The following is a 22,738-nucleotide window of genomic DNA, read 5'->3' as shown; positions in this document are numbered from 1 at the left end:
ATGACCAACGAACAGAATCCGCCCGGCGGCGCGCCGCCTCCCGGGGCCCCCGAGCCCGCACCGGCGCCGGCCGCCGCGCCCGAGGAGATGTCGGGACGCCGGCGGCTGCTGGCCGGCCTCTGGCCGCCCAGGGTGAGCAGGGCCCAACTCGTCGTCGCCCTCCTCCTGTTCGTCCTCGGACTCGGCCTGGCCATCCAGGTCAGGTCGAACAGCGACAACAGCGCACTGCGAGGCGCCCGCCAGGAGGACCTGGTGCGCATCCTCGACGAGCTCGACAACCGCACCCAGCGCCTCGAGGACGAGAAGCAGCGTCTGGACGCCCAGCGCACGGAGCTGGAGAACAGCTCCGACCAGGCGGAGGAGGCGCGCAAGCAGACCCTGGAGAAGGAAAGGCAGCTCGGTATCCTCGCGGGCACGGTCGCGGCCCACGGTCCCGGCATCACCCTGACCATCAGCGACCCGACGGGCGCCGTCGAGGCGGACATGCTCCTGGACACCATCCAGGAGCTGCGCGCGGCCGGAGCTGAGGCAATCGAGGTCGACGGGGTGCGTGTGGTGGCCAACACGTACTTCTCCGGTGACGGGGGAGACCTCCGGGTCGACGGGCGAAAGATCAAGGCCCCGTACGAGTTCAAGGTCATCGGCAAGCCGCAGGACCTCGAACCGGCTCTGAACATCCCCGGCGGAGTGGTGCAGACGCTGGAGAAGGAGCAGGCCACGGCGCAGGTGACGCGCTCCGAGGACATCGTCGTGGATGCCTTGCGACCGGCGAAGCAGCCTGACTACGCTCGGTCGTCACCGCAGTGAAGGCACGGCGGGCGGGGCCGGAGGGACACGAGGACGAGGTTGCGGGGGGTCGGCGCATCGGATCGGTGGCGCGTGGTGGAAACTGTCGGGTGGATACGGACGTTGTGAGGATGTCCGGGTCGGCAGGTGTGTTCATTCAGGGTTCGTCCTGCCCCACGGGCGGGTCTATTTCGGTCAAGGGGAAACGCCCGTGAAGTTGTTTGCGAAGTTGTTCGGAAAGAGTGCCCGCGAGGACAGCAACAGTGCTGCCCGCCACCGTGCTCCGCGTCAGGGTCAGGGCGCCGAGGAGCAGGGCTCGGAGCGCCCGCTCTTCCGCGATGAAGTGCCAGGGGACGGCGCCGGTGGGTCCGGCGCGTCGTCTGTTGACCCTGGTGGTGCCGGACGCATAGGTTTCGGGGCACCATCGACCTCAAGTACGGGTGGAGGGATTCCCCCCGCCCCGGAGGGCTCGTCCATGCCGGTTTGTACGAGGTGCGGGCATCGCAACGCCGAGGCCAGCCGTTTCTGCTCCAACTGCGGCGCGCCGCTGCGGGGCGGGGTGCCCGAGCGTGCCGCGGAGACGACCTCGACCATCTCGATCTCCGGCATCGAGGCGTACGAGGCAGAGGTGACCGGTCAGACGGCCGCCCCCTCGCTCTCGCCGGAGGCCCAGGCGGCCGTGGACGCCCTGCCGGCGGGTTCCGCGCTGCTCGTGGTGCGCCGCGGCCCGAACTCGGGCAGCCGCTTCCTGCTGGACGGCGAGCTGACCACGGCCGGCCGTCACCCGCAGGGCGACATCTTCCTCGACGACGTGACCGTGTCGCGGCGTCATGTGGAGTTCCGCAGGAACGCGGACGGTAGTTTCACCGTGGGTGACGTCGGCAGCCTCAACGGCACCTATGTGAACCGTGAGCGCATCGATTCCGTCGCGCTGTCCAACGGCGACGAAGTCCAGATCGGGAAGTACCGGCTGGTCTTCTACGCGAGCCAGCGAGGCGTGTGACCCTCCCCGGACGCGGTCCGGGGGGACCCTCAGGAAGGTCCATGCTGCGAACACCGACAGGCGGTGCCGGACACGGCACCGCCGCTGCGGACGAGCGAGCCATGAGCATCGGCACGGTGCTCCTGCGACTGCGCGACGAGTTTCCCGAAGTCACCATCTCCAAGATCCGCTTCCTGGAGGCCGAGGGGCTCATCGAGCCGCAGCGGACCCCCTCCGGATACCGGAAGTTCGGTGCCGCTGACGTGGAGCGGCTGGCCCAGGTCCTGCGTATGCAGCGGGACCACTACCTGCCGCTCAAGGTCATTCGCGAGCACCTCGACGCCCTGGCCCGCGGGGAGCAGGCCGCGCTGCCGTCCGGCGGTGGCCAGGGCGAGCTGGTGGACGGCCGCTGGGAACCGGACCCCGGACGTTCCACCGCCGCCCGTATCGGCCGCTCCGAGCTCCTTGCCGCCGCGGAGGTGTCCGAGGACCAGCTCGACGAGTGGGAGTCGTACGGGCTGATCGTGCCGACGTCCGGGGGCAGCTACGAGGCCGAGGCGGTCACCGTGGCACGGCTTGTGGCGGATCTGGGGCGATTCGGTCTGGAGCCTCGGCATCTGCGGGCGGTTAAAGCGGCTGCCGAACGTGAGGCCGGGCTCGTCGAGCAGGTGGTCGCGCCCCTGCGCCTGCACCGGAATCCGCAGACCAGGGCCCATGCGGAGGCCACTGCGAGGGAGCTCGCGGAGCTCTCCGTCCGGCTCCACGCCGCACTCGTCCAGACCGCTCTGAAGGTCCGCTTCCACTGACCGCGGAGGAGCCCGACTATCCAAACATGGCGGGCACGTCCTAGGGTTGCTGTGTGAACGAGCTCGACGTTGTGGGTGTCCGGGTGGAAATGCCCTCCAACCAACCGATCGTTCTCCTGCGTGAAGTGGGAGGCGACCGGTACCTCCCTATTTGGATCGGCCCTGGGGAAGCGACCGCGATCGCCTTCGCCCAGCAGGGCATGGCTCCGGCCAGGCCGCTGACCCATGATCTCTTCAAGGATGTGCTCGAGGCCGTGGGCCAGGAGCTCACGGAGGTCCGCATCACGGACCTGCGCGAAGGGGTCTTCTACGCGGAGCTGGTCTTCGCCAGCGGGGTCGAGGTGAGCGCGCGGCCGTCCGATGCCATAGCGCTCGCCCTGCGCACCGGTACGCCGATCTACGGCAGTGACGGGGTGCTCGCCGACGCCGGAATCGCCATCCCGGACGAGCAGGAGGACGAAGTGGAGAAGTTCCGCGAGTTCCTCGACCAGATCTCGCCGGAGGACTTCGGTACGAACAGTCAGTGACCGTCCCACAGGGCCTCCGTCAGCGCATCCGAGAAGCCGTTCCCCGGAATCGGTCACGGGAAACCACCCTCAGGGTGATTATCACTCGGCGTGCCGAGTGTGGCGATCGTTGACGCACCCCTGGTGACTGCCTACCTTCGAGTGGGCAGGTCAAGGACGGAGGTCGGCGTGAGAAGCAGCGGCGACGGTACGGCTGCGGGTGGGCCGTATCGGCAGCACGGCAGTGCGGCCGACCACACCATCAGACAGCCGGTTCAGCCGGCGATGATGGCAGCGGACGGTGTGGCAGTGGCAGGTGACATCGGCTATCGGGGGCCGACAGCATGCGCAGCGGCCGGGATCACCTACCGGCAGCTCGACTACTGGGCGCGGACGGGGCTCGTGGAGCCGAGTGTGCGCCCGGCCTACGGGTCCGGGACACAGCGTCTCTACAGTTTCCGGGACGTGGTACTCCTCAAGATCGTCAAGCGGTTCCTGGACACGGGTGTCGCTCTCCAGAACATCCGCACCACGGTCCAGCACCTGAGGGCCCGGGGATTCACGGATCTTGAGCGGATGACCCTCATGAGCGACGGGGCGACGGTCTACGAGTGCTCCTCGCCCGACGAGGTCGTGAAACTGCTCCAGGGGGGCCAGGGGGTCTTCGGGATCGCCGTGGGTGTTGTCTGGCGGGACGTGGAGGCCGCGTTGTCCCAGCTGCACGGCGAGCGTGTCGACACCGGCGAGACGCTGGTCGGCAACAATCCCACCGACGAGCTGGCCCGGCGGCGCAACCGCGCGGGCTGAGTACCGGGACCGCCCCGCGCCGCGCGTGCGCCGGGCAGTCCCGTTGTCAGTGGCGTAGGGCAGCATCGGTGGCGTGAGAGCCGCACCCACCATCCTGCATCTGGACATGGATGCCTTCTACGCCTCCGCGGAGCAGGCGTCGAAGCCCAGCCTGCGCGGCAAACCGGTCGTCGTGGGCGGTCTGGGCATGCGCGGTGTGGTCGCCACCGCCTCGTACGAGGCCCGGCGGCTCGGTGTCCACTCGGCGATGCCGATGGCGCAGGCCAGGCGGCTGGCGCCCAACGCGGCCTATCTGGTGCCCCGCTTCTCGCTCTACCGCACGGTGAGCGACCAGGTGATGGAGCTGCTCGGGCGACTGTCCCCGCTCGTCGAGCCGCTCAGCCTGGACGAGGCCTTCGTCGACCTGGAGGCGGGCGGGGTCGCCGACGACTCCGTGTCCGCCCGCAGGGTCGGTGAGCAGCTGCGCGCGGTCATCAGGGGAGTCACGGGACTCAGCGGTTCCGTAGGTCTGGCGGGCTCCAAGATGCTGGCCAAGATCGCCTCCGAGGAGGCGAAGCCGAACGGGCTGCTGCTGATCGAGCCGGGTACCGAGCGTGAACTCCTGGCCCCCATGTCCGTGCGGACCCTCCCGGGAGTGGGGCCGGCCACCGGTGACCACCTCCGTCGCGCGGGCATGACCGTGGTCCACGACCTGGCGGAGGCGGGCGAGGCGGAGCTCGTGCGGCTGCTGGGCAAGGCACACGGCGTCGGGCTGTACCGCATGGCGCTGGGGTACGACGACCGCCCCGTAGTCGCGGAGCGGGACGCGAAGTCCGTATCGGTCGAGGACACCTTCGATGTGGACCTGCACGACCGGGTGCGCGTCCGGACGGAGGTGGAGCGGCTGGCGGACCGGTGCGTCCAAAGGCTCAGGGGTGCCGGACGGTCCGGCCGGACCGTCGTGCTCAAGGTGCGTCGCTACGACTTCTCGACGCTGACCAGGTCCGAGACCCTCCGCGGCCCCACGGACGACCCCACCGTCGTCAGGGAGGCCGCGGCCCGGCTCCTGGAGGCCGTCGACACCACAGGTGGCGTACGGCTGCTGGGGGTGGGGGTCACGGGGCTCGCCGACTTCACGCAGGAGGACCTTTTCGCGCAGGCCGCCGACGCACGGCAGGCCGCGCACGAGAAGGAGGCCGCGCACGAGCAGCAGGCGGCGGGGGAGCCGGGGGCCGAGGGCGCCACCGTGCCGGACGGGCGGGCCTCCGCGGCGGAGGAGGAGACCGAGGGCGGGAGCACCGTGCCGCTGTCCGCCCGGCGCTGGCAGGCCGGGCACGACGTACGGCATGAGGTCCACGGCCATGGCTGGGTGCAGGGCAGTGGGGTCGGCCGCGTCACGGTGCGGTTCGAGGAGCCGGGGATGCCGCCCGGCCGGGTGCGCACGTTCCGTATCGATGATCCGGAGCTCCGGCCGGCCGACCCGCTGCCCCTGGTGCGGGACCCGGTGGACTACTCCTCGTGGCCGGCCAGCCTGCCGAAGTCCTTGTCCGGACCGGTGGTTCCGTCGGAGGGGGCGGAGTCCAGCCCGTAGTGGCGGTAGAGCTGGAGCTCCTGCTCGGGAGACAGATGGCGGCCCACGCCGAAGTCGGGCGCGTCCTTGATCAGGGCGCGGTCGAAGGGGATCACCAGCGTGCCGTCGACGAATTCGCTCGGTTCCAGCGGGACGAACGCGTCCCGGGTGAAGAGCCCGGTCCGTACGGCGGCCCACTCGGGTACGCCGGTGGCGTCGTCGAGATAGACCTCGTCCACCGTTCCGATCTTGGCGCCCTTGCGGTCGAAGGCCTTCCGGCCGATCAGGCTGCGCGGATCGATGTCGGTCTGCACGGTGCCTCCCACTGGTCGCAACTGCATCAGGGTGGTCGCAACTGCTCCACAGGCACTACGAAAGGCCAGATCCGGGGCTTCGGCCACTCGAGACGGCCGGTGCCGGCCCGCTGGTAGTCTGGAACACGGCTGCCGACCCCGCGCGGGAGAGTCCTCCGGAGAAGTTGCGGAGGCGCCGAAGGAGCAACTCCTCCCCGGAATCTCTCAGGCCCCCGTACCGCGCGGACGAGGTCACTCTGGAAAGCAGGGCGGGATCCGTACGGCATGTGCCGCGGCGGGCCCCCGTCCTCACCGACGGTGAAAGCCGGTGCGCCCTCGGGCCGTGCCGGTGAAGCTCTCAGGTCGAGATGACAGATGGGGAGGCCGTTCGGGCAGCCACGCCGTGGTGCCCCTCGCAGGTCGTGACAGACCAGGAGGCCTCCATCATGACCCCCCGTCGCACTCCGCTCTCCCAGCTGGAGCAGGGCATTCCGTTCGAGCAGCGCCACATCGGGCCCGATGCCGAGGCCCAGGCGAAGATGCTCGCCCAGGTCGGCTACGGCTCCCTCGACGAGCTCACCGCCGCCGCGGTGCCCGACGTGATCAAGAGCGCCGAGGCGCTGAACCTTCCGGCTGCCCGTACCGAAGCCGAGGTCCTGGCCGAGCTGCGACGTCTCGCCGACCGCAACCAGGTGCTCGCCCCGATGATCGGGCTCGGCTACTACGGCACGTTCACCCCGCCGGTGATCCTGCGCAACGTCATGGAGAACCCTGCCTGGTACACGGCATACACGCCGTATCAGCCGGAGATCTCCCAGGGGCGGCTCGAAGCCCTGCTGAACTTCCAGACGATGGTGGCCGATCTCACAGGCCTGCCGACCTCCGGGGCCTCGCTCCTCGACGAGGGCACGGCGGCGGCCGAGGCCATGGCCCTGGCGCGGCGCGTCGGCAAGGTCAAGGAGGGCGTCTTCCTGGTCGACGCCGACACCCTGCCGCAGACCGTCGCCGTGATCGAGACCCGCGCCGAGCCGACGGGCGTCGAGGTGGTCGTCACCGATCTCTCCGGCGGAATTCCGGCGGACGTCGCCGAGCGGGGCGTCTTCGGCGTACTGCTGCAGTACCCGGGTGCCTCCGGAGCCGTACGGGACATCAAGCCCGTCATCGAGCAGGCCCACGAGCTCGGGGCGATCGTCACCGTCGCCGCCGACCTGCTGGCCCTGACCCTGCTGACCTCGCCCGGCGAACTGGGCGCGGACATCGCCGTCGGCACCACGCAGCGCTTCGGTGTCCCGATGGGCTTCGGGGGACCGCACGCCGGCTTCATGGCCGTGCGCGAGAAGTTCGCCCGCAGCCTGCCGGGCCGCCTCGTCGGGGTCTCCGTCGACGCCGACGGCGACAAGGCCTACCGCCTGGCCCTGCAGACCCGCGAGCAGCACATCCGCCGCGAGAAGGCCACCAGTAACATCTGTACCGCACAGGTGCTGCTCGCCGTCATGGCCGGGATGTACGCGGTCTACCACGGCCCCGAGGGCCTGCGCACGATCGCCCGGCGTACGCACCGGTTCGCCACGATCCTCGCAGAGGGGCTGCGGGCCGCCGGCGTCGACGTCGTGCACGACGCGTACTTCGACACCCTGACCGCCCGCGTCCCGGGTGGAGCGGCGGGCGTGGTCGCCGGCGCCCGCGAGCGCGGGGTCAACCTGCGGCTCGTCGACGCCGACCGGATCTCCGTCGCCTGCGACGAGACCACCACCCGTACCCAGATCGCCGCCGTCTGGGCGGCCTTCGGTGCCGGTGGCGACATCGAGGCCCTCGACGCCGAGGCCGCCGACGCGCTGCCCGGGAACCTGCTGCGCACCGACTCCTTCCTCACCCACCCGGTCTTCCACCAGCACCGTTCCGAGACGGCGATGCTGCGCTACCTGCGCAAGCTCGCCGACCGTGACTACGCGCTGGACCGCGGCATGATCCCGCTCGGCTCCTGCACGATGAAGCTCAACGCGACCGCCGAGATGGAGTCGATCACCTGGCCCGAATTCGGCGCGCTGCACCCCTTCGCGCCGGCCGAACAGGCCCAGGGCTTCCTCACCCTCATCCGCGAGCTGGAGGAGCGTCTCGCCGAGGTCACCGGCTACGACGCCGTCTCCCTCCAGCCCAACGCCGGCTCACAGGGTGAGTTCGCCGGTCTCCTGGCCGTGCGCGCCTACCACCGGGCCAACGGCGAGGAGCAGCGGACCGTCTGCCTCATCCCGTCCTCCGCGCACGGCACCAACGCCGCGAGCGCCGTGATGGCCGGCATGAAGGTCGTCGTGGTGAAGACCGCCGACGACGGTGAGGTCGACATCGAGGATCTCCGTGCCAAGATCGAGAAGCACCGCGACGAACTCGCCGTCCTGATGATCACCTACCCTTCCACGCACGGTGTCTTCGAGGAGCACGTGGCCGCCATCTGCGGCGAGGTGCACGACGCGGGCGGCCAGGTTTACGTGGACGGCGCCAACCTCAACGCGCTCGTCGGCCTGGCCAAGCCCGGCAAGTTCGGCGGCGACGTCTCCCACCTGAACCTGCACAAGACCTTCTGCATCCCGCACGGCGGCGGTGGCCCCGGCGTCGGCCCCGTCGGTGTGCGCGCGCACCTGGCGCCGTACCTCCCGAACCACCCGCTCCAGCCCGCCGCGGGCCCGGAGACCGGTGTCGGGCCGATCTCGGCCGCCCCCTGGGGCTCGGCCGGCATCCTGCCCATCTCGTGGGCGTACGTACGGCTGATGGGCGGCGAAGGGCTGAAGCGGGCGACGCAGGTCGCCGTGCTCGCGGCCAACTACATCGCCAAGCGTCTGGAGCCGCACTTCCCGATCCTGTACAACGGCCCGGCCGGTCTGGTCGCGCACGAGTGCATCGTGGACCTGCGCCCGATCTCCAAGGCGACCGGAGTCAGCATCGACGACATCGCCAAGCGGCTGATCGACTACGGCTTCCACTCGCCGACGATGTCGTTCCCGGTGGCCGGGACGCTGATGATCGAGCCGACCGAGAGTGAGGACCTCGCCGAGCTCGACCGGTTCTGCGACACGATGATCGCCATTCGCGGTGAGATCGAGAAGGTCGCCGCCGGTACGTGGCCCGCGGACGACAACCCGCTCCGCAACGCACCGCACACCGCGGCCGCGCTGGGCGGCGAGTGGACGCATGCCTACAGCCGCGAGGTGGCCGTCTTCCCGGCCGGTGTCACGCCGGCCGACAAGTACTGGCCGCCGGTGCGCCGGATCGACGGGGCGTTCGGCGACCGCAACCTGGTCTGCTCCTGCCCGCCCCTGGACGAGTACGACCAGTAGGGCGCCCGGACACGCCTCGGGGCCGGTGCGGAGACTTCTCCGGCCGGCCCCTGTGTTTCTTCCGCCGCGGTCAGGCGGCCTTCATCACCTGGCCGCTTCTCAGCGTCCGGTGCGGGGCGATGATCTGCCCGTCCGGGAGCAGCTCACCGGTGTCCTCGAAGAGCAGGACGCCGTTGCACAGCAGGCTCCAGCCCTGTTCCGGGTGGTGTGCCGTCAGGCGGGCGGCTTCCCGGTCGGCGGAGTCTGCGGTCGGGCAGGGTGGCTGGTGCTGGCACATGGAGGGGTTCTTTCGCTGCGTTGAGTCGAGTGTCCTGCGGCTTGACGATGTGTTCATGGCCCGCCCCCGTATCAAATCGGTCCGGTCCCAGTGTTGCCCTACGAGCGCCGTTCCGCAGGGATTTCGCCGCAGCACCTGTTCTCCTTCCATGACGCATCACCCGGCCGGACGGTTCAACGCAACTGCACTGTCCCTTCGGGTGGTTCGGGGTGACCTGACCGGGCTAGTCCGGACGGGCAGACGGATGCGCCCCCGCCGTTCGCACGGCGGGGGCGCACGAGTCCGGGAGGTCAGGCCGGCGACCCGAGGAGGCCGGGGAGCTCCGGAACCGGAGCCGGGGTGACACGCAGGGTCATGACCGGGAGCAGATCGGCGACCCGGTGCGGGCGATGGGCGGTGATCCCGGGAGGCGCGGGCGCCAGGGGTACCAGCACATCGGTCGGGGCGAGCACCCCGGCCGCGGCGTCGGCCCCGGTGTCGTCGTGCAGCCACAGCGTGAGCATGTACAGCTCAGGGATGGACAGCAGGCGCGGCTGGTAGTGCGCTGCCGCCGACTCGGCCTGCCGCACGGCGAGTTCGGTCGAGGCGAGGTACGGCCCCTCGAAGAAGTGCGAGAAGGTCCAGCCGTCGGCGGTGAGCATGGTGTCCGCGGCTGCGACGGCGCGCTCACCGTTGCGGATCAGGAAGCGCCAGCCGGCGAGGCGGGTGCGCGGTGCTGCCTCGTTCGGCACGATCCGGTCCAGCACATGGACGGGGAGGGGCAGTTCGGGGCTCAGCGATCCCTGGACGGATCGGAGAGCGGGTGTATGGGCCTCGCGGACTGCGGTGGGAGAACCGAGTGCTGCGAGAACGCTGCGCAGTGCGGGCGCTGGGGCCGGAGAAACATGCAGCGGCATAGTGGGTCGCCTCTCACTTCGGAGACACGGTGATGCGTGGGCGGGTGCAGACGGCGCTGTCGGCGTGCGGGGCCAGAGGAAGGCCGGTGACGGGGCGGACGGGCCGATGCGTCAACTCTCTGCCTCGTTCGCAGAGTTTATACGACAAATGTTCACACGATGTTTCGGCTACCTGTCACGCATATTGTCCGTAAGGCGAATTTGAGCCTTTGAATTGCGGAGTTTCTGTGCCTTTGGTCCAGCTGGGGGGCCTGTGGCCAGGAAATTTCACGACGCGGCGGTAGGCTGAAACATGTCGGTGTTTCCCTGCGCTCCTGGCAACGCGAACTCCATATGCTGCATGCCGACGGAATGTGCCTCCGGCTTCCTCCAACAGACTACCGGGTGTCCGAGGAGCGTGGGGCGTTATAGATCACCTCGTCGGGGCATTATCGATCGTGACGCGAGCGGCCTGTGCCGCGGGCCGCCCACCCGAGGAGGGACCCTTCGATGGGCGAGAAGGTCGTGGCGGACACCTTTGACCTGTCCGATCGGCAGGTGTACCGCAAGAAGCTCACCCAGTGCCTGGAGGGGCTGGGGCGGCTACTGTCGGAGGAGAGGTTCGATCGGCCCAGGAATCTCATGGGGCTGGAGATCGAGTTGAATCTCGCTGGACCGGACGGCATGCCGCGTATGCGGAATGCCGAGGTCCTCCAGCGAATCGCCAGCCGGGATTTCCAGACCGAACTAGGGATGTTCAATCTGGAAGTAAATATTCTGCCGCACCGGCTGAGCGGACGGGTTTTCGATCAGCTTGCCGAGGAGTTGCGCACCGGGCTCGCCTATGCGCACCGGAAGGCCGCGGAGGTGGACGCCGGGATCGTGATGATCGGTATCCTGCCGACGCTCGGCCGGGATGACGTGGTCTCGGCCAATCTGTCGGACGTGGACCGGTACACACTGCTGAACGACCAAATGGCGGCGGCCCGCGGCGAGGATTTCGTCCTCGATATCGAAGGCGTCGAACGACTCGTCGCGTCCTCGGCGTCCATCGCCCCCGAATCGGCCTGCACCTCGGTGCAGTTGCACCTGCAGGTGACGCCGGCCCGCTTCGCCGACGTATGGAACGCGGCCCAGGCCATCGCGCCCGTCCAGATCGCCCTCGGGGCCAACGCCCCCTTCCTGTTCGGCAAGGAGCTCTGGCGGGAGTCGCGGCCGCCGCTGTTCCAGCAGGCCACGGACGTACGGCCGCCCGAACTCAGGAACCAGGGGGTGCGGCCCAGGACGTGGTTCGGGGAGCGCTGGATCGATTCCGCGTACGAGCTCTTCGAGGAGAACCTGCGGTACTTCCCGCCCCTGCTGCCCATCTGCGACGACGAGGAACCGCTGCGGGTGCTCGACGAGGGCGGTGTGCCGACCCTGGCCGAACTCGTTCTGCACAACGGCACGGTCTACCGGTGGAACCGGCCGGTGTACGGGCTGGCCGACGGTGTCCCCCATCTGAGGGTGGAGAACCGGGTCCTGCCCGCCGGGCCGACGGTCGTCGACGTGATCGCAAACGCCGCCTTCTACTACGGCCTGGTGCGCGCACTGGCCGACGAGTCGCGGCCGGTGTGGACCAAGCTGCCCTTCGAGGCCGCCGCGGAGAACTTCGACAACGCCTGCCGGTACGGGATCGACGCCGAACTGCTGTGGCCGCGCCCCGGGCGCTCGGGCGGCGTGGCGAAGGTGCCGGCCGTCAAGCTGGTCCGGGACGAACTGCTGCCGCTCGCCGCCGCCGGGCTCGACGCCTGGAACATCGAGCCCGCAGACCGCGACCTCTACCTGGGCGTGATCGAGGAGCGCTGCCGCCGCCGCGTCAACGGGGCCTCCTGGCAGGTCGACACGTACCACCGGGCCCTGGAGGCGGGTCTCGAACGGGACGGGGCGCTGGCGGCCACCACCCGGCGCTACGGCGAACTGATGCAGTCGGGCGAGCCGGTGCACACCTGGCCGGTCGGCTTCCCCGCCCCCTGAGAAGGCCACGGCGGTCCGCGCCGGCCGCCGCCCCTACCCGCCTGTCGCGTCCTGCCCGGTATCCGGCCGTTCGGTGTCCGGCTGCCCGGTGTCAGGCCGTCCGGTTGCCGTCGGGCAAGCTATGACGCAATGACGCACGGCTGAAGGCGGGTGTACGGGTGGAGGCGGGGCGCGTGGCTGAATTCACTGCTCACGAGGAGGTGTCACGGCGGACGCTGCGGTCGGAGACGCTGCTGGTGCTGGCCCTCTCGCTCGGGGCCAGCGGGGTGTCCGCCCTGATCAGTTTCGTCGGATCGCTGACGAAGCCGGGGGGCCTGAAGGACCAGGCCGCGACGCTGAACGGTTCGTACGCTCCCGGGCGGCCGTGGCTGGACCTCTCCTGGCAGCTGTTCGGCATCGCTTCGGCACTGGTACCGGTCGCGCTGGTGGCCCATCTGCTGATCCGGGAAGGATCCGGTCTGCGGACCCTCGGCTTCGACCGGACGAAGCCCTGGCCGGACCTGGGCCGCGGCACGCTGGTCGCGGCGGGGATCGGCAGCGCCGGGCTGGCCTTCTACCTGGTCGCGCGGGCCGGCGGATTCAACCTGACGGTGGTCCCTGAGTCGTTGCCCGAGGTGTGGTGGAAGTTCCCGGTACTGATCCTCTCCGCGGTGCAGAACTCGGTCGTGGAGGAAGTGATCGTCGTCGGCTACCTGCTGCGCAGGCTGGGGCAGTTGGGGTGGACCCCGATGGCGGCCCTGGTGGCCAGCTCCGTGCTGCGCGGCTCGTACCACCTGTACCAGGGAATCGGCGGCTTCATCGGGAACATGGTGATGGGCGTCGTCTTCGTCCTGCTGTACCGGCGCTGGGGGCGTGTCGGACCGCTGGTCGTCGCGCACGCCCTGCTCGACATCGGGGCGTTCGTCGGTTACGCGCTGCTCGCGGGCAAGGTGGGCTGGCTGCCCACGCCGTGACGGGTGCAGGGCCGCTGCCGGATTCGCCTCACCGGGACGCCGTACGTTCCGACCGCAAACGGTGACATCCCGACCGCGAGATAGGGTTCAGCGGAGAATGATCTGCTCCGTGCAGGCGAGCTGCGCCAGGGCCGGAGCCGTGGCCGCCCGAGGAGGAGCCGGATGTTGCAGGCGCTGGGGCTGGGACCGTCCGAAGAAGCCGTCTACACGGCGCTGTTGGCCCGCCCGACAGCCTCCGCATCGGATCTCGCCCTGCAGACAGGACTGGGAGAGTCCGAAAGCGACCGGATCCTGCTCGACCTCGTGGCTCGCGGCTTGGTGGCAGTCGCTACCGAGGCCGCGACCGGGACATCCGACTCGACCGGCTGCGACACCGGCCTCCGTTCCGCCCACTACCGGCTCACACCGCCCTCGGTGGCCCTGGCCCCGCTCCTCGTCGAACAGCGCAACGCGCTGCACCTGGCGGAGACGGCGTTCTCGAAGCTCACCGAGCAGTACCGCCAAACTGCCGCACAGACTGCGGGCGGTGTCGTGGAAGTGGTCGTCGGGGTGGAACAGGTCGCGCACCGGTTCCGCCAGCTGCAGCTCGGCGCCCAGCGGGAGCTACTGGTGTTTCTCGTCGGCGCACCCATCGCGGTGTCGCGTGAGGACACCGACATCTCGGAGAAATCCGCGCTGGACCGTGGAGTCGGCTTCCGGGTCGTGGCCGCCAAGGACTATCTCGACAGTCACGAGGTCGTGCGGGACGTGCGGGCGGCCGTCATGGCAGGCCTTGAGCTTCGCCTGGTCGACACCCTGCCACTGAAGATGGTCGTCGCGGACCGGGAACGCGCCATGGTGCCACTGGACATGACGAACTCCGGAGGTGAGCCGAGCGCAATCGTGGTGCACACCAGCGGCCTGCTGACGGCCCTGGTCCATCTCTTCGAGAAGGAATGGGCCCAGGCCCGGCCGATGTTCACCACCACCAGGCGTGTACGTGAAGAGCCGGCAACCGAACAGCAGCCGACCGCGGAGGAACTGGAGGTGCTCGCCCTGCTCCTGGTCGGGATCTCCGATCGGCGAGCAGCGTCGCAACTCGGCCTGTCCGTACGCACCGTGGAACGGCGCGTACGCCACCTGATGGACCTCGCGGGAGTGGAATCGCGCCTCCAGCTCGGATGGCACGCCTCACGCGCGGGCTGGCTCTGACCGCCTGGCATCGGCCCGTCGAAGCCGCGTACCTCCCTCGGCGGGGTCCGGGTCGCCGTCAGGTACGGAGATCCCGATCCGCAGCACCCATGGAAGCCGCCGTGGCTGCGACCGCGTGACGGGGTCCCGCCATGTGGGAAACCCGTCACACGTGGCGCCCCTGAGCGATCCGTATCCCTGCCAGGATGCAGCCGCAGCCTGGCATGTTTACGGCTTCGAATAGGGAGAGTCATGCATCCAATAGCGCGTACAGCCTTGGGCGCGGCGACCGCCGCCGTCCTGGCCGTCACTGCGGTCGCGCCTTCCGGGGCGGCGGACACGCCCCCCGGCGGTGCCTCGGGGAAGAGGCCCGTCGTCGGTAGTGGGGCCGCGGAGACCGGCAGCAAGCAGGCCACGGTCACGCTCGTCACCGGCGACAAGGTACTGGTGACCACGGAGCGGTCGGGCAGCAGCTCGGCGGCCGTTCTGCCGCGCGAGGACGGCACGCAGCCGATTGTGCAGACCTTCCAGTTGGGCAAGGACCTCTACGTCTACCCGGAGGACGCCTCCCGGGCGATCACCGAGGGCAAGGTCGACGAGGAGCTGTTCAACGTCTCCGGGCTCATCCGCCAGGGATACGACGACGAGAGCACCGACACGCTACCGCTCATCGCCACCTATGAGAACCGTGTGGACGTCCTCGACAGCACACCGGCCGCCCCTCGCGGGACGGAGCGGGGCCTGAGCCTCCCGGCCGTGAACGGTGTCGCGCTCAAGGCCGGCAAGGACACGGCCACCGCCTTCTGGCGGGACGTCACCGACACCCGCTCACGATCTGCCTCCACGCTGAAGAAGCTGTGGCTGGACGCCAAGGTCGAGGCCACGCTGGAGGAGTCCACCAAGCAGGTGCACGCACCGGAGGCGTGGGCCGAGGGATATGACGGCAAGGGCACCAAGGTCGCCGTGCTGGACACCGGCGCGGATGCCGAGCACCCGGACCTGGTCAACAGGATCGCCACTTCCAAGAACTTCACGGACTCCCGCGACACCGACGACCGGCAGGGGCACGGAACCCATACCGCGTCGACGGTCGGCGGGTCCGGGGCGGCGAGCGACGGCCGTAAGACGGGTGTCGCACCCGGGACCTCCCTGCTCGTCGGCAAGGTCCTCAACGACGCGGGTTCCGGCCAGAGCTCCTGGGTCATCGCGGGCATGCAGTGGGCCGTCGACCAGCAGGCCGATGTCGTCTCCATGAGCCTGGGCAACCCCGCGGTCGGCGACTGTTCCGACCCGGTGGCCGAGGCCGCGAAGGAGCTGTCGAAGAACACACACAGCCTCTTCGTCATCGCCGCAGGCAACGCCGGCTCGGCCATCGAGACCGTCTCCTCGCCCGGCTGCGCACCCGGCGTGCTGACCGTCGGCGCCGTCGACCGTGACGACACCACCGCGTGGTTCTCGAGTCGCGGTCCGGTGGCCGTCACCCACACGCTCAAGCCCGAGATCGCCGCCCCCGGCGTCGGCATCTCCGCGGCCAGCGCGGGTGGACGCGGCGTCTACGCCTACCAGGCGATGTCGGGCACCTCCATGGCGACCCCGCACGTCGCGGGTGCGGCGGCCGTCGTCCGCCAGGCCCACCCGGACTGGACCGCCCAGCAGATCAAGGCGTCCCTGGTCTCGTCGGCCCGCACGGGCGGCCAGGTCGCCGGCGCGGACCAGACCGGTGCCGGCGTGCTCGACGTGTCCGCGGCGGTGCATCAGAAGGTGCTCTCCGCACCCGCGGTCCAGGGCGGGGACTACACCTGGCCGCAGGACACCTCGGACCGCACCACCGTGCAGGTCCCCTTCACCAACACCGGCGCCACCGACCTCACCCTGAGTCTCGCGGTCCGCGGTGTGCGCGGCAACGACGGCAGCGACGTCACCTCCGGCATCATCAGGCCGGCGGCCGGCAAGGTGACCGTGCCCGCGGGAGCCACCGTCCAGGTGCCGCTCCGTATCGACCCCACCGCCCATCTCCAGAAGTCCCAGTACGGTGCCGTCACCGGGCGGCTCATGGCCACCGGCAGCAACGTGCATGTCTCCGTGCCGGTCGCCCTCTACGTCCAGCCGGAAACGGTCGCTCTCCGGGTCAAGGTCATCGACCGCAACGGCAAGCCCGCGACCGGCGCCTCCTCCCTGGATCTGGTCAGCCTCGACACCGACAAGGGCGAGCGCCGCAGCAACCAGGGCGCGACCGAGCAGGTGTACAACGTGCGCCCGGGCGACTACGCCCTCTCCAGCTTCGTGGCCACCTACGATGCGAACAACGCTGCCGAATCCCTCGGCTACCTCGGGCGACCGGAGCTGCACATCACCGGTGACAGCACTGTCGTCCTCGACGCCCGCAAGGCCCACCGGCTGAGCCCCCGCACCGACCGCCCCTCGAAGATCGCCAACACCACCTTCAGCTACGGCCGTACGTGGGACGACACCTGGCAGCTGAGCGGATCGCTCATGGCCGGCAGCGCCGTGCAGAAGTTCTACGCCTCCGTCGACGGGCGCGCCGACAAGGGCTTCTTCGAGTTCCGGCCCACCTGGCGCGCGACCGGTTCCCAGGACGGCTCGTCCTACGTCTACAACCTCTCGTTCCCGACCGAGGGCCCGCTGCGGTCCGACCGCGTCTACCGGCCGAGCGATTCCAAGCTGGCGCAGGTCACCGAGAAGTGGAACGCCCTCGGCAAGGAAAGCGACTACCTCGACGGGCTGTTCATCCTTCCCTCCTGGAACAGGAACACCGCCATCACGGTGAGCCTGCTCTCCCCGGTCCATGTGCCGGGCACCCGCACCGCGTACTACACGACCGGTGACGACGCCTGGTACCACGGCGCGATGACCAGCTTCCCGTTCGCCGCGTTCATGGACGACCAGTACCGCACCTACGGGCCCGGAGACCGGCGTACCGAGGAGTGGTACCGCGGTGCCCTGCGGCCTGCGGCAGCGCGCGACCCCGAAGGGAAGCCGATGCTGGCCGCAGAGCGGCAGGGCGACCTGATCGGCTTCCAGAACGCGCTCTGGCTCGACGCCTCCGGTGACCACTGGTCCTACGGCGGGTCGTTCGGCGACCTCGGCAACCTGGCGCTGAAGCGCAACGGCGAGCAGATCGCCACCAGCACCTACCCGTACGGCGTGTTCGAGGTCCCGGCCGAGGACTCCGCGTACGAGCTCACCCAGAACCTGGCCAAGATCGACACCGCGGACCGGAACTGGCTGCGCTCCACCGCTGTCACCACCACCTGGAGCTTCCGCTCCCACCTGGAGCCCGACGTCTACTCCCGCGGCCTGCCGATCCTCTTCCCGGCGTACGACCTGCCGGTGGACGGTATGAACACGCTCCCCGCCCAGAGCGGTCTCCGGGTCGGCCTCTCGGCCGAGGGCCACGGCGGGTACACCCCCGGCACCATCACCGAGGCCACGCTGTCCTACTCCTACGACGGCGGCGCCAGCTGGACCGAGGCGCCGGCCACGCAGCAGGACGGCAAGTGGACGGCGGTCCTCGACCACACCGGTGCCACCGGCAAGCAGGTCATGCTGAAGCTCGGCCTCACCGACTCCAAGGGCAACGCGGTCACCCAGACCATCACCCGCGCCTACGACGTCCGGTAACCACACAGTCCGGCCAGGCGGTCTCCCACCCGGGGGACCGCCTGGCCGGTGGGGCGACTCCAGAGCCCCTGCGCCCTCGTACGGACGCACTTCGGCATGGCCCCGGCCAGCCCTCTGACGGGCCCTCGGCCGGGATGCATGATCGAGGCAGCCTGCCTGTTTCCGCGTGCGGTACCCGCACAGGCCTGACGCCGTCGCCGATGGAGGACGCCCGCATGTTCCGTTCGCTGCGCGCAGCGTTGCCCTCGGCGCAGGGCTTGGCAGACGGCGACGAAGTCACCGCCATCCGCACGCCTTCCACCCGCAGTGTCGTATGGGCGACCCTGGCAGCGACAGTGGTAGTGGTCGCCCTCGGCCTGCTGACCGGGACCGCCGTCCTCCTTCTGGGCCTGCTGGTGTTCCTGCCGGCGTTCGCCGCGGCGCTGTGCAGCCCGCGCCAGACGGCGATGATCTCCGTCTGGGTGAGTGCCGTGGTCATCGCGCCCCTGGCCTTCCGGTCCGGAGGGGATCTTTTCGATCAGATGCTGCTGGCACTGTTCGCCGTCGGCTTCGGTGCGTTGGCCGTCTACGGCGCCAGGGTACGGATCACGCGCGAGGCCGCGCTGGTACGGCTGCGGTCGACCGCAGCCGCGATGCAGCGCCAGATCCTGCGCCCTTTGCCCCTGCTCACCGATGATGTCCTGGTGGATGGCGGGTACGAACCGCTCCAGGACGACAAGCTCGTCGGGGGCGACATCTACGACGTGGTCGCCACCCCGTGGGCACCCGGGTGCTGATCGGCGATGTCCAGGGGAAGGGCCTGCCCGCCATCGGCATGGCCATCGACATGGTGGGCGCCTTCCGTGAAGCCGCCCACCACGAGCCCACGGTGACCGCGCTCGTCGACGCTCTCAAGGCCGCGGTCGTGCGCCATAACGACTACGCCGCACAGCGCGGCGAGCCGGAACGGTTCGTCACCGCGCTCGTCCTGGGAGTGGACACGGGAACCGAGACCCAGTTCGTCTCCTGCGGCCACATCCCGTTCTACCTGCTGCAGGACGGCGCCGTCACTGTTGTCGGCGCGGGGAATGAGCACGTGCCGCTCGGCTTGGCGAACCTGGTGGACGAGCCGCGCACCGTGGATTGGTTCGCGTTCCCCGGCGGGGCCACGCTGTTGCTGTGCACCGACGGCCTGACCGAAGCCCGCTCACCCGAGGGCGTTTTCTACCCACTGGAAACGCGCCTCAGCGGCCGCGTGGACATCACCGCCGGACGCCTCATCGGGTCGCTCGTTGCTGATACGAGTGATTTCACGGCAGGGACACAACAGGATGACCTGGCGATCCTCGCCGTCCGCCGATCCCCGCACCGGAACGCCGAAGCGCCAGTGACCGCCACCACCTAGTGACCTGGTTTTGAGGTCGTGGGTCGCCACGTGAGGCGTCTTCTGTTTCAGGTTGCGGTGTTTGACTGCGGCGGGTCAGGCGTTCGCGCTGTCCTGTGAGCATGGGCGATACCCGGCTGGAACCTGTCGTGCTGTCGGAGGCCGAGCGGCTGACGCTGGGGAACTGGGCCAGGCGTCGCTCGACCGCGCAGGGACCAGCCGTTCGCGCACGCATCGTGCTGGCGTGCGCGAACGGCTGGAACAACACCGTCGTTGCCGCGCGGCTTGATGTCGGCAGAGGCACCGTACGCCGCTGGCGCACACGGTCCTGCGCGACCGCCTCGACGGACTCGTGGACGAGCCACGGCCCGGGGTGCCGCGGACCGTCACCGACGCCCAGGTGGAAGAGGTAGTGGTCCGCACTCTGGAAGAGACACCCTCCGCGGGCACTCACTGGTCCAAACGGGAACTGGCCAAGGTCGTGGGGATCTCACCCGCAAGCGTGCTGCGGATCTGGCACGCCTTTGGCCTGCAGCCGTGGCGGACCGAGACCTTGAAAATCTCCCCGGACCCGTTCCTGATCGACAAGATCCGTGATGCCGTCGGTCTGTATCTCGCTCCGCCGGCGAACGCCGTCGTCTTCGCGGTCGAGGAGAAACCACAGATCCAGGCCCTTGAACGGACCGCACCGGTCCTGCCCATGATCCCGGGAGTGCCCGAGCGGCGGAGCTTCGACTACGTCCGCCACGCCACCGTCGATCTGTTCGCCGCCCTGAACACCGCGACCGGCAAGGTCATCGGCAAGCTGTCCGCCCAGCACCGGGCAGTCGACCTCCTCGACTTCCTCGATGAGATCGACCGCCAGACCGAACCCGGCCTGGCGGTCCACGTCATCTGTGACAACCTCTCCGCCCACAAAGCACCCGTGGTGCACAAGTGGCTCCTCGCCCACCCCCGCTTCCAGCTCCACTTCACCCCCACCTACTCGTCCTGGATCAACCAGGTCGAGCGGTGGTTCGCCGAGTTGGAACGACGCTGCCTCGAACGCGGAGTGTTCTGCTCACTCGATGACCTCAAGACGGCGCCAGAAGACTGGATCAAGGTCTGGAACGACGCCGCCCGACCCTTCAAGTGGACCAAGACCGCCGGCCAGATCCTCGACCGCATCTGCCGCTACTGCGACAGGATCTCAAAACCAGGTCACTAGTCGATCGTGTCCACCGGCCGGAGCTGGGCAGGGCGAAGGCCGCTCCCCGCTCCGAGGGCACACTGTGTGGTGCTGTTCCGTCCCGATCGGACCGCACCCAGCTCTCCATGAGCGTCCAGTCGCGAGGAAGGCCGGCGGACAACAGCATGGCCTCGACCTCGGCGGGTGGGAAGTCCGGCCGGCTGCGCTCCACGTCGTGTCGGCGGTTCAACCGCCGGTCCAGGAAGCGTTGGGTTCGGATCAAGCCGTCCGCGGCCTCAGCGGGGCTCAGTCGGCCGTCGGCCATGGCCTCGGCGTATTCGTCGAGGTCGAGGAGGCGGTAGGGGTGGTCGGGCGGCCCGACGATGACGTCGATCCACAGGTCGTCGACCCGTAGCAGCTCGCCCTCCTGGACAACAGCCACCAGGTCGCAGTATCACCAGCCTCGCTGCTCAGGAGGGAAGAGGACCGGCTGATTGATCTGGATCCCGTCGTCGAGCAACACGAAGCTCCGTTGGATGTACTGCTGCCCCTGCTTCTCGAAGCCCCAGCCATAGGCGACGACGTTGCCCCACCTGAGGCCCGGGGGCCCGGAGTCTGCCGTCCCGCAGGACGGTCACCGGCTGTCCCGGGTGTGCCGGCGAATCAGCCACGGCGCCCAGCCTGCCATGGGCCACCGCGGCCGTCACCGAGGCTGGGTGCTGACCACCGCGGGACCAAGTTCGTCGAGACAGCGACTCGATTGAGTGGGCAGCACAATCGCGCTGCCCTGTGCCCTCCTTGTCAGGCGATAGCTTCCGATATATCGTTGACGTATCATGACCGATCAACGATGAGAGGAGCGCAGCGATGCGTTCACATGGACACGAACACGGGAACTACGGCCCCGGGCGCCAGGGCCGGCCGGGCTTCGAGGGGGGACGGGCCGCTTTCGGGCCGTTCGGGCCGCCCTTCGGCGGCGGACCCTTCGGCGGCGGCGGTGGGCGCGGCGGCAGGGGTGGCGGTCGAGGAAGGGCGCGGCGCGGTGACGTACGCGCGTCGATCCTGGCGCTGCTCAAGGACCGTTCGATGCACGGCTACGAGATGATCCAGGAGATCGGCGAGCGCAGCGGCGGGGCCTGGCGGCCCAGTCCCGGCTCGGTCTACCCGACGCTCCAACTGCTGGAGGACGAGGGGCTGATCGTCAGCGCCAGCGAGGGCGGCAAGAAGCTGTTCACGCTCACCGAGGCGGGCCGCACCGAGGCCGAATCCGGTTCCGAGGCGCCGTGGGAGGAAGCGGGGCGCGGTGTTGACTGGGAGGGCGTGAACGAGATCCGGCAGGCCGGTTTCGGTCTGATGGAGGCGTTCGGCCAGGTCTGGAAGACCGGCTCGGCCGACCAGCGGCAGAAGGCGCTCACCGTGATCAACGACGCCCGGAAGAAGCTGTACCTCATCCTCGCCGACGACGATCGCTGAGTCGTGCGGTACGGACCGCGGCCGGCAGGGGCCCCGCGGCAGGTCCGCGGGGCCCCTGCTGTTCCCGGTGGCGAGATCTCATCCGTAGGGATGAGGAACCACCCGGACGTGCCCGTCCTCGGTGGTAGGGCCGGATGGGCCGTACCGGGGATGTATTCGCCCTTCGGGGCTGATGAGGTGGGAATCGTGCACAATCCGACACGAGGGATCCCCCTACAGGCCCCGCCGAACCCCGTCGAGCCCGCGACCGGGCTCACCGCGGAGACGGCCGCGGCCGCGACCGGTGCGCGCAGACGGGCGATGCGTGACGGTGACCGTCACATCGACACGGCGCACCTTCTCCACTCCCTGATCGAGTCGGATCCCGAGGTCCGGGAGGCGTTCGGCGACGGCCCGCGGCTGGCCAGGGTCCTCGGCTATCTCGTGCAGCGCAGCATCGGGTACGGCCTCCGCTGGCAGGGTGTGCAGGAACGCTCGGGTGCGCTGCCCGCCCTGCGGGACGCGGCCGACGTGTGGTCGCCCTCGGCCGCGGCGGCCCTGGCCCGGGCGGTGCGGGGTGCGGGTCTGCGTGGTGAGCCCCGCGCCGGTGGCCTCGATCTCCTTGCCGCGCTGGTGGCGGACCGGCAGTGCCGGGCCGTCGAGGTGCTGGAGCGTGCGGGCGTCGACGCGGCATGGCTCGCGGGCCGGACGGCCGACCGGCTGACCGGGGCGGCGCCGGGGTGATCATGGGCGCGGATCGA

16 protein-coding genes, 2 pseudogenes and 1 riboswitch are annotated in these 22,738 nt (G+C 69.7%); of the genes and pseudogenes, 15 read left to right on the top strand and 3 right to left on the bottom strand.

Translation table 11 applies throughout. The features are described 5' to 3' along the window. The 6 genes from OG524_RS05370 (at position 1) to OG524_RS05345 (ending at position 5,457) form a co-directional block, all read left to right on the top strand. Positions 1-807, top strand: coding sequence for a DUF881 domain-containing protein (locus OG524_RS05370; RefSeq protein WP_405392085.1), 807 nt, complete (start codon positions 1-3; stop codon positions 805-807). 190 nt (positions 808-997) lie between these two features. Then, positions 998-1,789 (top strand): FHA domain-containing protein, encoded by a 792-nt coding sequence (locus tag OG524_RS05365; protein WP_405392086.1) that lies wholly within the window; start codon positions 998-1,000, stop codon positions 1,787-1,789. Between the two features lie 41 nt (positions 1,790-1,830). Continuing rightward, on the top strand, positions 1,831-2,574 hold the full coding sequence (locus OG524_RS05360) for a MerR family transcriptional regulator (protein WP_405392087.1): 744 nt from the start codon (positions 1,831-1,833) through the stop codon (positions 2,572-2,574). Between the two features lie 53 nt (positions 2,575-2,627). Beyond that, the gene (locus OG524_RS05355; RefSeq protein WP_405392088.1) at positions 2,628-3,101 is read left to right on the top strand and encodes a bifunctional nuclease family protein; all 474 of its coding nucleotides are present in this window, start codon (positions 2,628-2,630) and stop codon (positions 3,099-3,101) included. Positions 3,102-3,269: 168 nt separating this feature from the next. Then, complete coding sequence (locus OG524_RS05350; RefSeq protein WP_405392089.1) at positions 3,270-3,887, top strand: MerR family transcriptional regulator; 618 nt, start codon at positions 3,270-3,272, stop codon at positions 3,885-3,887. Between the two features lie 73 nt (positions 3,888-3,960). Next, positions 3,961-5,457 (top strand): DNA polymerase IV, encoded by a 1,497-nt coding sequence (locus tag OG524_RS05345; RefSeq protein ID WP_405809297.1) that lies wholly within the window; start codon positions 3,961-3,963, stop codon positions 5,455-5,457. Here the strand turns inward: OG524_RS05345 and OG524_RS05340 are convergent. Continuing rightward, entirely contained in the window at positions 5,376-5,750 is a 375-nt protein-coding gene (locus OG524_RS05340) for a PRC-barrel domain-containing protein (protein ID WP_405809295.1), read from the bottom strand. The genes OG524_RS05345 and OG524_RS05340 overlap by 82 nt on opposite strands. A gap of 133 nt (positions 5,751-5,883) precedes the next feature. Next, positions 5,884-5,980: riboswitch (glycine riboswitch) on the top strand. 195 nt (positions 5,981-6,175) lie between these two features. Here OG524_RS05340 and gcvP point away from each other — a divergent pair. Beyond that, positions 6,176-9,061 carry an aminomethyl-transferring glycine dehydrogenase gene (gene gcvP / locus OG524_RS05335; RefSeq protein ID WP_405392094.1) on the top strand — a complete coding sequence of 962 codons (2,886 nt, stop codon included), beginning with the start codon at positions 6,176-6,178 and terminating at the stop codon, positions 9,059-9,061. 70 nt (positions 9,062-9,131) lie between these two features. Here the strand turns inward: gcvP and OG524_RS05330 are convergent, their stop codons facing one another. Then, positions 9,132-9,338: a DUF5999 family protein gene (locus OG524_RS05330; protein WP_384495849.1), complete on the bottom strand. Its 207-nt coding sequence runs from the start codon at positions 9,336-9,338 to the stop codon at positions 9,132-9,134. A gap of 290 nt (positions 9,339-9,628) precedes the next feature. Beyond that, positions 9,629-10,234 (bottom strand): hypothetical protein, encoded by a 606-nt coding sequence (locus OG524_RS05325; RefSeq protein WP_405392095.1) that lies wholly within the window; start codon positions 10,232-10,234, stop codon positions 9,629-9,631. A gap of 489 nt (positions 10,235-10,723) precedes the next feature. Between OG524_RS05325 and OG524_RS05320 the strand changes: the two genes are divergently transcribed. The 8 genes and pseudogenes from OG524_RS05320 (at position 10,724) to OG524_RS05285 (ending at position 22,721) form a co-directional block, all read left to right on the top strand. Next, on the top strand, positions 10,724-12,229 hold the full coding sequence (locus tag OG524_RS05320) for a glutamate-cysteine ligase family protein (protein ID WP_405392096.1): 1,506 nt from the start codon (positions 10,724-10,726) through the stop codon (positions 12,227-12,229). 173 nt (positions 12,230-12,402) lie between these two features. Next, positions 12,403-13,182: a CPBP family intramembrane glutamic endopeptidase gene (locus OG524_RS05315; protein WP_405392097.1), complete on the top strand. Its 780-nt coding sequence runs from the start codon at positions 12,403-12,405 to the stop codon at positions 13,180-13,182. Positions 13,183-13,344: 162 nt separating this feature from the next. Then, on the top strand, positions 13,345-14,373 hold the full coding sequence (locus OG524_RS05310; protein ID WP_405809292.1) for a helix-turn-helix domain-containing protein: 1,029 nt from the start codon (positions 13,345-13,347) through the stop codon (positions 14,371-14,373). 231 nt (positions 14,374-14,604) lie between these two features. Beyond that, positions 14,605-17,994: a S8 family peptidase gene (locus tag OG524_RS05305; protein WP_405809290.1), complete on the top strand. Its 3,390-nt coding sequence runs from the start codon at positions 14,605-14,607 to the stop codon at positions 17,992-17,994. A 215-nt stretch (positions 17,995-18,209) separates the two neighbouring features. Next, positions 18,210-19,378: pseudogene (locus OG524_RS05300) on the top strand (PP2C family protein-serine/threonine phosphatase). Between the two features lie 101 nt (positions 19,379-19,479). After that, positions 19,480-20,564, top strand: a pseudogene (locus tag OG524_RS05295) (IS630 family transposase). Between the two features lie 828 nt (positions 20,565-21,392). Beyond that, on the top strand, positions 21,393-21,998 hold the full coding sequence (locus OG524_RS05290) for a PadR family transcriptional regulator (RefSeq protein WP_405392101.1): 606 nt from the start codon (positions 21,393-21,395) through the stop codon (positions 21,996-21,998). 186 nt (positions 21,999-22,184) lie between these two features. After that, a complete protein-coding gene (locus OG524_RS05285) occupies positions 22,185-22,721 on the top strand; it encodes a Clp protease N-terminal domain-containing protein (protein WP_405392102.1) in 537 nt (178 codons plus the stop codon). Positions 22,722-22,738: the final 17 nt, after the last annotated feature.

Source organism: Streptomyces sp. NBC_01520 (assembly GCF_045040375.1).
GTDB lineage: Bacteria > Actinomycetota > Actinomycetes > Streptomycetales > Streptomycetaceae > Streptomyces.
This window is presented reverse-complemented; position numbering and strand designations above follow the sequence as displayed.

Excerpts from the sequence above, each read along its gene's own strand:
- gcvP (WP_405392094.1), top strand. The coding sequence starts at position 6,176 with ATGACCCCCCGTCGCACTCCGCTCTCCCAGCTGGAGCAGGGCATTCCG.
- OG524_RS05370 (WP_405392085.1), top strand. The coding sequence starts at position 1 with ATGACCAACGAACAGAATCCGCCCGGCGGCGCGCCGCCTCCCGGGGCC.
- OG524_RS05310 (WP_405809292.1), top strand. The coding sequence starts at position 13,345 with ATGTTGCAGGCGCTGGGGCTGGGACCGTCCGAAGAAGCCGTCTACACG.
- OG524_RS05360 (WP_405392087.1), top strand. The coding sequence starts at position 1,831 with ATGCTGCGAACACCGACAGGCGGTGCCGGACACGGCACCGCCGCTGCG.
- OG524_RS05290 (WP_405392101.1), top strand. The coding sequence starts at position 21,393 with ATGCGTTCACATGGACACGAACACGGGAACTACGGCCCCGGGCGCCAG.
- OG524_RS05325 (WP_405392095.1), bottom strand. The coding sequence starts at position 10,234 with ATGCCGCTGCATGTTTCTCCGGCCCCAGCGCCCGCACTGCGCAGCGTT.
- OG524_RS05320 (WP_405392096.1), top strand. The coding sequence starts at position 10,724 with ATGGGCGAGAAGGTCGTGGCGGACACCTTTGACCTGTCCGATCGGCAG.
- OG524_RS05330 (WP_384495849.1), bottom strand. The coding sequence starts at position 9,338 with ATGTGCCAGCACCAGCCACCCTGCCCGACCGCAGACTCCGCCGACCGG.
- OG524_RS05305 (WP_405809290.1), top strand. The coding sequence starts at position 14,605 with ATGCATCCAATAGCGCGTACAGCCTTGGGCGCGGCGACCGCCGCCGTC.